The organism is Bradyrhizobium uaiense (genome assembly GCF_010811875.1).
In the GTDB taxonomy this organism is placed as follows: Bacteria; Pseudomonadota; Alphaproteobacteria; order Rhizobiales; family Xanthobacteraceae; genus Bradyrhizobium; species Bradyrhizobium uaiense.
Genome location: NZ_VKHP01000335.1, coordinates 1 through 8642 on the forward strand (window position 1 = coordinate 1; position 8642 = coordinate 8642).

Sequence of the window (8642 nt, forward strand, 5' to 3'; positions counted from 1 at the left end):
GCTGCCGCGCGAACCGTCGACGCAGTCTGCGCCGCAATCGGCCACGCCCTCGATGCCTTCACCTCCGAGGAATGCGCCAACTACCTCAAAAATTCAGGCTATCGAACTTAATGCCATCACGCTTTAGCTGGCTGGCACAAACTGCCGATATCAAGGTTTTTTATGAAGACGCAAAACTGTTCTCGTCCGGAGAACACCGGTTACAGTTTGTGCCATCACTCTTCGTTTCAGTGCTCCAAATTGAGACCACCGAAAATCAGGAATGTTGGGCGGGTTGGCGAAGCGTAACGCACCGTCTTCATCCGCGCGCCGAGCGCCGGATTACGGCTGCGCCTAACCCGCACTACGATCTACGATCCGCCTTGCCAAACGAAAAACGCGGCGCCAGGGCGCCGCGTTTCCGAATCCGTTGATCGAATGAACCGTCAGCCCGCGACCTTGGTCGCCGGGACGTCGCGCTGGCGCTTCATCACGATCTTGTTCAGCGCGCCGAGATAGGCCTTTGCCGAGGCGACCAGGGTATCCGGATCGGCCGCGCGCGCGGTCATCGAGCGGCCCTCGTGCGCCAGACGCACCGAAACCTCGGCCTGCGCGTCGGTACCCTCAGTCACTGCGTGGACCTGATAGAGCTCCAGCTTGGCCTCATGCGGCACCAGGCGCTTGATGCAGTTGAAGACGGCATCGACCGGACCGTTGCCCTCGGCTTCCTCGATCTTGATCTGGCCGTCGACGTCGAGCTTCATGGTCGCGCGCTGCGGGCCATGGGTGCCGGCGATCACGGTCAGCGAGGTCAGCTTGATGCGGTCGTGCGCGGCCGCCATCTCCTGGTCGACCAGTGCCTCGATGTCCTCGTCGTAGATGTCCTTCTTGCGATCGGCCAGCGCCTTCATCCGCGTAAAGGCATCCTCCAGCTGATTGGCGCCGAGCTTGTAGCCCATCTCCTCCAGCTTGTGGATGAAGGCGTGGCGGCCGGAATGCTTGCCGAGCACCAGCGAGGACTGCTTCAGGCCGACCATCTCGGGCCGCATGATCTCGTAGGTCGAGGCGTCCTTCAGCACGCCGTCCTGATGGATGCCGCTCTCATGGGCGAACGCGTTACGGCCGACGATCGCCTTGTTGTACTGCACCGGGAACGAGGTCGCGGCAGACACCACCTTCGAGGCGCGCGTCAGCTGCGTGGTGTCGATCTTGTTCCAGTACGGAAACTTGTCGTTCCGCACATTGATCGCCATCACGATCTCTTCCAGCGCGGCATTGCCGGCGCGTTCGCCGATGCCGTTGACGGTGCACTCGACCTGCCGCGCACCGCCGACGATGCCGGCCAGTGAGTTCGCGACCGCCATGCCGAGATCGTTATGGCAATGCACCGAGAAGATCGCCTTGTCGGAGTTCGGCACCCGCTCGATCAGCGTCCGCATGAAGTGGGTGTATTCCTCCGGCACGGTATAGCCGACGGTATCGGGGATGTTCACCGTGGTGGCGCCGGCCTTGATCACGGCTTCGACGATCCGGCACAGATAGTCCATCTCGCTGCGGGTGCCGTCCTCGGCCGACCATTCGACGTCGTCGATCTGGTTGCGGGCGCGGGCGACCATCGCAACCGAGGTCTCGATGACCTCCTCGGGGGTCTTGTTCAACTTCACGCGCATATGCAGCGGCGAGGTCGCGATCACGGTGTGGACGCGGCCACGGCGGGCGAACTTCACGGCTTCGGCGCAACGGTCAATGTCGGCCGGATGGGCGCGGGAGAGGCCCGCGATGACCGAGTTCTTGGAGCGGCGGGCGATCTCGCTGACCGCCTGGAAGTCGCCTTCCGAGGTGATCGGGAAGCCGGCCTCGATGACGTCGACGCCCATATCGTCCAGCAGCTCGGCGACCTCGAGCTTCTCCTCGAAGGTCATGGTGGCGCCGGGGCACTGCTCGCCGTCGCGCAGGGTGGTGTCGAAAATGATGACGCGGTCCTTCTCGGACTTATCAGCGGTGGCCATGTCAGAAATTCCTTTAAGCTTTGCGCCCGTCATGTTGCTACTTGAGCGTTTACTTGGGCGATTATCAGGGTCCGGTGATCTCGTACAAACCCCTGAGTGCCCAGGCGCAAACGCCCCGCCGGCCCTCAGGGGCAGGTAAGAAGCAGGCCGCCAATAAGCAGGGTGGGCGCTGCGGCCGGGATCGTGGCGGTAGCCTGGGCCACCTCCCCCGAAATCCCATCAATTTGGCCGCGAATCAGCATTGCCAGACCCTGTTGAGCGCCGAAATCCTCGGTCAAAACCATTGACGGTTGGTTGCCGGGACGCGCTGTGCGCCGTCGTTCTAAACGATTATGGCAAGCCGCCGCAATGGGTAAAGAGGGACAGCGGGGTTGACCTATGCGCAGCCGGCGGGCGTGAGGGACGACGTCGCTCGTAAGGGACGCAATGGCAGAAGGGTTCCCCCCCCCCCCCCCCCTTGCGGGGGAGGGTTGGGGAGAGGGGTAAGCCCCGGGCGCGATATTCGATGAGAGCGATTGTTTCGCAATCTCGATCACGTCGTTGAAAGCAAATCGAGAGGGCACGTCGTGTGGTACCCCTCTCCCCACCCTCCCCCGCAAGGGGGGAGGGAGCCTGAGTGGCGTGCTCACCTTGCTCGTGTGACGACGCTGCTAACCTCCGCACTCCCCCTCACCTGCGTCCGCGCGAAGACGCGCGCAGGCTCGACGGCGAGCGACCGTAGAGATCAGCGAAGGCGGCGTTGAAACGGCGGACGCTGCCGAAGCCGGCGCGGAAGGCGATCTCGGTCATCGCATCATCGGTGGTGTCGATCAGGCGCTTGGCGCGCTGCACGCGGCGGGTGGTCGCAACCTGCTGCGGGCTTGCGCCGACATGGCGCTCGAACAGCCGGGCCAGATGGCGCGCGGTGATGCCGAGCCGGTCGGCCAGCGCGGCAACCGAGCCGCGCTCCAGCGCGCCGCCGTCAATCAGCTTGAGCGCACGCGCAACCGTGGAGCGCGTGCCGTTCCACGCGGGACAGAACGGCGCGGTTTCGGGACGGCAGCGCAGGCAGGGCCGAAAGCCGGCTGCCTCGGCCGCGGCAGCGGTCGGGTAATAGGAGACGTTGCGCGGCAGCGGGTGCTTCACCGGACAGACCGGGCGACAATAGATCCGCGTCGTCTTCACTGCGGTGAAGAAGCGGCCGTCATAGCGCGCGTCGCGCCGCAGCCGTGCGGCGTTGCAGACCTCGAAGCTGAGCATCGCCGGAGAGTAGCGCATCGCGCGATCCAGGGAAGTGGCCGGCGGTGATGAGGTCCGATTCCGGCCAGCACGCCCGGCGGCGCTGACCTAGATCGAGCCGATCGATCAACCTCTGCATCGATCAGTCCTCGAGACATCGCAATGACCAGCCCGACCACCAAAGAAACCGCCAAAGAAATCGTCCTCAACGCCTGGCAGACCTTCAGGACCCGCGACGCCGGCCTGATTGCCGCCGTGTTCGCGCCGGATGCCGAATGGATCGCGCCGGCCCGCAACGCCACCGCGGTCGCGCTCGATCACACCGATCACATGATCGGTGCGGATGCGATCGCCCGCTTCATCTCGACCGAGATGCACCGCCTGTTCTCCGAGATCGACATCGCGTTCCGCGCGGTTCATGCTGACGGCGACAGCGTGATCGTCGAGGAACGAATGCGCGCGACGCTGCCGGGCGGCCGCGCCTACGACAATGACTACTGCTTCGTGTTCGTGGTCGAGGCAGGCCGGATCAAGCAGGTGCGCGAATACATGGATACGCGCAAGGGCTGGCAGATGGTGTTCGGAGAAGCCGCGGCGTGAGGCTGCTGCTCACGATAACAATGCCGCGCTTGCTACACGCCAGAGCAAGGAATGCACCGGCAAATCGATTTCCTCCCCTTGTGGGGGAGGGATCCTGAGAAGTGTGCTCACCCCACATGCCGGGGCGCTTGTCCGTCAACACGCGAAAGTCAGCGCATCGACACGCTACTTCTTGGCGGGCACCTTCTTCTCCGCCGCCCCGCTTTTTCCCTCCGCCAGCAGCGAGTCGCGGATGCGCTTGAATTCGCTCAACTCGGCCTTGTCGACCTCGGGGAATTTCAGGTCGAGCTTGTCGAGCGCACTGACGATGGTCGAACCGATCACGGCCCGGGCGAACCATTTGTGGTCCGCCGGCACGATGTGCCAGGGCGCGTCCTCGGTCGCGGTGTGGTGGATCATGTCCTGATAGGCAGCCTGGTACTTCGCCCATAGCGCGCGCTCGGAGATGTCGGCCATCGAGAACTTCCAGTTCTTGGCAGGCTCGTCGAGGCGATCGAGGAAGCGCTGGCGCTGCTCGTCCTTCGAGATGTGCAGGAAGAATTTCAGGATCACGGTGCCGTTGCGCGACAGATAGCGTTCGATCGCGGAGATGTCCTCGAAGCGTTCGCGCCAGATATTCTTGGTCACCAGCTTCTTCGGGAGCTTCTGCTTGTCGAGCACCTCAGGATGCACCCGCACGATGAGGCACTCCTCGTAGTAGGAGCGGTTGAAGATGCCGATACGGCCGCGTTCCGGCAGCGCGATCATCGCACGCCACATGTAGTCGTGGTCGAGCTCCCGGGTCGACGGCTGCTTGAAGGACGAGACCTCGCAGCCCTGCGGGTTGACGCCCTCGAACACGCTCTTGATCGCGGAGTCCTTGCCGGCGGCGTCCATGCCCTGGAAGATCAGGAGCAGCGACCAGCGGTCCTGGGCATAGAGCTTCTCCTGGAAGTCATTCAGCCGCTTGCGGTTGGCTTCGATGATCTTGCCGCCGGCATCCTTGTCGATACCGCCCTTCTCGGCGGTCGGATATGACTTCAGATGAAATTCGGTTGATCCGTCGAAGCGGAACGGCGCGACGAAGGGCTTCAGTTCATCGGCGAGCGATTGGGACGGTTTGTTGCTCATGGCCTCTCGAGGGCTTGCGTGACGATTTGATCCGGTCGATCACGCTACCAAGAATGCCCTTGGGCAGGAAGATGATGAAAAGCACCAGCAGCACGCCATAGACCAGATTGTCCCAGCCGACCGCCTTGGTGCCGAACGAGATGCGCAGCACCTCGGCCAGCACGATGGTGATGACGGCGCCGACCGTCGGCCCGAGCGCCACATAGACCCCGCCGACGATCGCCGCGAACACCATCTGCAGGGAGACCGCGATGCCGCTCACCGTATCGGGCGAGATGAACATCTGGTACTGGCAATAGAGCGCGCCTGCGAGCGCGGTCATCAGCGCGCTGATCAGGGTGATCTTGAGCTTCTCGGCGGTGACGTTGACGCCGGCCGCGGCGGCGGCGTCTTCATCTTCCGAGATCGCCTCCATGGCGTGGCGGATCATGCTGCGGTCGATCGCGCGCCAGATCACGAGCCCAGCGACCCAGACTGCGAGCGCGATCAGGTACCAGGTGGTCTTGTCGTCGAATTGCAGCGCGAGCAGCCCCTTGCCGCTTGGCGCGCGCTGCGGCGTGTAGCCGAGCGAGCCGCCGGTATAGTCGCGGGTTGCAGTGATGACCTGCAGCACGATGCCCGACAGCGCCAGGGTCACCAGCACGAAATAATGCCCGGTGATGCGGAAGCGGAAGCAGGGATAGGCGACGATCAGCGCGAGCACGCCCGCGGTCGCCATGCCGAGGGGAATGCCGATCCAGGGCGAGACGCCGAGGTGATTCCAGAGCAGCGCGGTGACGTAGGCGCCGATGCCCATGAAGCCGCCGTGGCCGAGCGAGACCAGGCCGAAGCGGCCCATGATCGACCACGACGTATAGGCGAACGACCAGATCAGGATCAGCACCAGCACGTGCAGATGATAGGGATCGCGGTGCACGAAGGGCAGCGCGACAAGCGCCAGCAGCGCAATGATCCAGCCGGCGGTCTGCCTGTTCACGAGCGCCTCGAGAGCAGGCCCGCGGGCCGGATGAACATCATCACGATGAAGAAGGCGAACGCCAGCACGTAGCCCCATTCGAGGTCGGAGAAGAGGCCGCCGAGCGAGATGATCTCGGCGAACACGAAGGCCGCGATGAAGCCGCCGATGAAATTGCCGAGGCCGCCGAGCACGCAAATCAGGAAGGTGATTGGCCCGAACGACAGGCCGACGAACGGATGTACGTCATATTGCAGCACCAACAGGCACGCCGCGAGGCCGGCGAGCCCGCCGCCGATCGCCGAGGTGACGAGATAGATCCGCTTGGGGTCGACGCCCATCAACGGCATGATCTGGCGATCCTGCGCGATGGCGCGGATCGCGGTGCCGGTGAAGGTACGGGTCAGGAACAGATAGACGCCGATCATGCCGGCGAGCGCCGCTCCGAACGAGAGCAGCCGCGCGTAACTGAAATTCATCTCGCCGAGCGCCAGCACCGGCAGGCGGATGCCGAGATTGCGGAAGTCGATGCCGAAGGCGACGGTGGCGAAGCTCTGCAGGATGAACAGCACGCCGCCGGTGGCGAGCAGCTGGTTGATCGGCGGCGCCGTCAGCAAGGGCGCGATCACCAGGAAATGCAGCGCGGCCCCGAGTAGCGCCACCAGCAGGATGACCAGCGGCGCGGCGGCCCAGTACGGCAGATGAAAGACCTGCACCAGATAGTACATGCCGTACATGCCGATCATCACGAGCTCGGCGTAGCAGATCCAGGTGACGTCGATGACGCCGAAGATCAGATTGAGCCCGAGCGCGAGCAGTGCCAGCACGCCGCCGAGCAGGATGCCGTTGATGACGGCCTCCAGCAGGTAGATGTCGAAGATGTTGAGGAAGGATTGCATGGCCGTTCTGCCTTAGACCGTGGCGGCGTCTGGCTGAATCATCATAACCGTCATCCTGAGGTGCGAGCCTTGCGGCGCACTTGCGCCGCTGGGCGAGCCTCGAAGGATGCACGGCCACCAGCCGGGCCGTGCATCCTTCGAGACGCCGCTTCGCGACTCCTCAGGATAACGGGAAACTGTGTGGGCGCACCTGCCCGATCCACGATCATCATTCCTTCACACCCCCAAATACGCCTGCTTGATGGTGTCGCTGGCCGCGAGCTCCGCCGCTGACCCGGCGGCGCGGATACTGCCGGCTTCCAGGAGATAGGCGCGGTCGACCACGCGCAGCACCTGCTGCACGTTCTGCTCGACGATCAGCACCGTGAGCCCCGAGGCGCGGATGCGCTTGACGAGCTCGAACACCTGCTGCACCACGACCGGCGCGAGCCCGGCCGAGGGTTCATCGAGCAGCAGCAGCTTCGGGTTCGACATCAGCGCGCGGCCGATCGCGCACATTTGCTGCTCGCCGCCCGACATCGTGCCGGCCATCTGCTGCAAGCGCTCCTTGAGCCGCGGAAACAGCTCGAACACGAACTCCAGCCGCTCGGCGTAGTGCGCGCGGGCGCCCGGCATGTAGGCCCCCATCTTCAGATTGTCCGCGACCGTGAGCCGGGGAAACAGCCGGCGGTTTTCCGGCACATGGGCGATCCCGAGGCTGACGATGCGATGCGGCGGCGTCGCGACGACGTCGGTGCCCTCCATCGCGATGGTCCCCCGGATCGGGCGGATCAATCCGGAGATCACCCGCATCAAGGTGGTCTTGCCGGCGCCGTTCGGGCCGATCACGCCGACCGCCTCGCCTGCCCTGACGTCGAGGCTGACGTCGAACAGCGCCTGGAAGCTGCCATAGCCCGCATCGATCGACTTCAACTCCAGCATGCCGGTCACGCCCCGATCCGTCGGCGCGCTTGCGCTGCGGCCGCGGCTGCAAGGCTCGCATCCGCATCGGTGCCGAGATAGACCTCGATCACCCTGGCATCGCCGGCGACATCCGCCGGCAGGCCTTCGGCGATCTTCTCGCCGTGATCCAGCACCATCACGCGATCGACCACGCGCATCAAGACGCCCATGATGTGCTCGACCCAGATGATGGTGATGCCGAGTTCGTCGCGGATCCGCCGCAGCATATCGGCAGCCTGATCCATCTCGGCCTCGTCGAGCCCGCCGAGGCTTTCGTCGGCGAGCAGGAGTTTCGGTCCTGTCGCGAGCGCCTTGGCCAGTTCGAGCTTCTTCAACCCCGCAGCGCCAAGCCCCTCGACGCTGGCATGGCGATCGGTCGGCAGGCCGACCATCGCCAGAGCACGCTCTGCCGCCTCCTCCGCCCTGCTGCGGCTGTGACGGCCCTGCCCGTAGAAGCCGGCGAGCACGACGTTCTCGAAGATGCTGAGGCGATGGAACGGCCGCGGGATCTGGAAGGTACGGCCGATACCGCCGACGATGATCCGGTGCGGGGCGAGACCTGCGATCTCGCGGCCGGCGAACAGGATCGAGCCCTCGGTCGGCGGCAAGGTGCCGGAGAGCATGTTGAAGATGGTGCTCTTGCCCGAGCCGTTCGGGCCGATCAAACCGAGGATCTCGCCCTGCTCGACGCGGAACGACACGTTGTTGACGGCACGAAAGCCGCCAAACCGCTTGACCAGGCCTTCGACGGCGAGCACGGCGGTCCCCTTCGCGAGTGCTAGAGCAGGATGGAGTCAGGTCGAAACAGCCTGGCCGCAGACTCGCTGCACCTCTCCCGCTTGCGGGGGAGGTCGGAACGCATCGAAGATGCGGTCCGGGTGGGGGCTCTCTCCACGATACGATTCGTGGAGAGAGCCCCCAGCCCAACCC

Annotated in this window: 8 protein-coding genes; 1 reads left to right on the forward strand and 7 read right to left on the reverse strand. The window is 64.5% G+C overall.

Going from position 1 to position 8642, the window contains the following annotated elements; genetic code table 11:
• Positions 1–425: 425 nt before the first annotated feature.
• Entirely contained in the window at positions 426–1988 is a 1563-nt protein-coding gene (locus FNJ47_RS42545) for a 2-isopropylmalate synthase (protein ID WP_163162316.1), read from the reverse strand.
• Positions 1989–2657: 669 nt separating this feature from the next.
• Positions 2658–3245, reverse strand: a complete 588-nt coding sequence (locus FNJ47_RS42550) for a bifunctional transcriptional activator/DNA repair enzyme AdaA (RefSeq protein ID WP_236000480.1) — start codon at positions 3243–3245, stop codon at positions 2658–2660.
• Positions 3246–3368: 123 nt separating this feature from the next.
• Here FNJ47_RS42550 and FNJ47_RS42555 point away from each other — a divergent pair, with 123 nt between their 5' ends.
• Positions 3369–3806, forward strand: a complete 438-nt coding sequence (locus tag FNJ47_RS42555) for a nuclear transport factor 2 family protein (protein ID WP_163162318.1) — start codon at positions 3369–3371, stop codon at positions 3804–3806.
• Positions 3807–3971: 165 nt separating this feature from the next.
• Here FNJ47_RS42555 and FNJ47_RS42560 read toward each other — a convergent pair whose 3' ends face one another.
• The 5 genes from FNJ47_RS42560 to FNJ47_RS42580 all read right to left on the reverse strand — a co-directional run bounded on the left by FNJ47_RS42560 (position 3972) and on the right by FNJ47_RS42580 (position 8470).
• Entirely contained in the window at positions 3972–4916 is a 945-nt protein-coding gene (locus tag FNJ47_RS42560; protein WP_163162320.1) for a polyphosphate kinase 2 family protein, read from the reverse strand.
• Entirely contained in the window at positions 4882–5892 is a 1011-nt protein-coding gene (locus FNJ47_RS42565; RefSeq protein ID WP_163162322.1) for an ABC transporter permease subunit, read from the reverse strand. The genes FNJ47_RS42560 and FNJ47_RS42565 overlap by 35 nt, the downstream gene beginning before the upstream one ends.
• The gene (locus tag FNJ47_RS42570; RefSeq protein ID WP_163162324.1) at positions 5889–6770 is read right to left on the reverse strand and encodes a branched-chain amino acid ABC transporter permease; all 882 of its coding nucleotides are present in this window, start codon (positions 6768–6770) and stop codon (positions 5889–5891) included. Before FNJ47_RS42570 ends, FNJ47_RS42565 begins: the two co-directional genes overlap by 4 nt.
• A 216-nt stretch (positions 6771–6986) precedes the next feature.
• On the reverse strand, positions 6987–7691 hold the full coding sequence (locus tag FNJ47_RS42575) for an ABC transporter ATP-binding protein (RefSeq protein ID WP_163162330.1): 705 nt from the start codon (positions 7689–7691) through the stop codon (positions 6987–6989).
• A gap of 5 nt (positions 7692–7696) precedes the next feature.
• Positions 7697–8470 carry an ATP-binding cassette domain-containing protein gene (locus FNJ47_RS42580; RefSeq protein WP_163162326.1) on the reverse strand — a complete coding sequence of 258 codons (774 nt, stop codon included), beginning with the start codon at positions 8468–8470 and terminating at the stop codon, positions 7697–7699.
• Between the last annotated feature and the right edge of the window lie 172 nt (positions 8471–8642).

Bases quoted from the DNA above. Each gene is read 5' to 3' on its own strand.
- FNJ47_RS42545 (WP_163162316.1), bottom strand. From the start codon at position 1,988: ATGGCCACCGCTGATAAGTCCGAGAAGGACCGCGTCATCATTTTCGAC.
- FNJ47_RS42550 (WP_236000480.1), bottom strand. From the start codon at position 3,245: ATGCGCTACTCTCCGGCGATGCTCAGCTTCGAGGTCTGCAACGCCGCA.
- FNJ47_RS42555 (WP_163162318.1), top strand. From the start codon at position 3,369: ATGACCAGCCCGACCACCAAAGAAACCGCCAAAGAAATCGTCCTCAAC.
- FNJ47_RS42560 (WP_163162320.1), bottom strand. From the start codon at position 4,916: ATGAGCAACAAACCGTCCCAATCGCTCGCCGATGAACTGAAGCCCTTC.
- FNJ47_RS42570 (WP_163162324.1), bottom strand. From the start codon at position 6,770: ATGCAATCCTTCCTCAACATCTTCGACATCTACCTGCTGGAGGCCGTC.
- FNJ47_RS42575 (WP_163162330.1), bottom strand. From the start codon at position 7,691: ATGCTGGAGTTGAAGTCGATCGATGCGGGCTATGGCAGCTTCCAGGCG.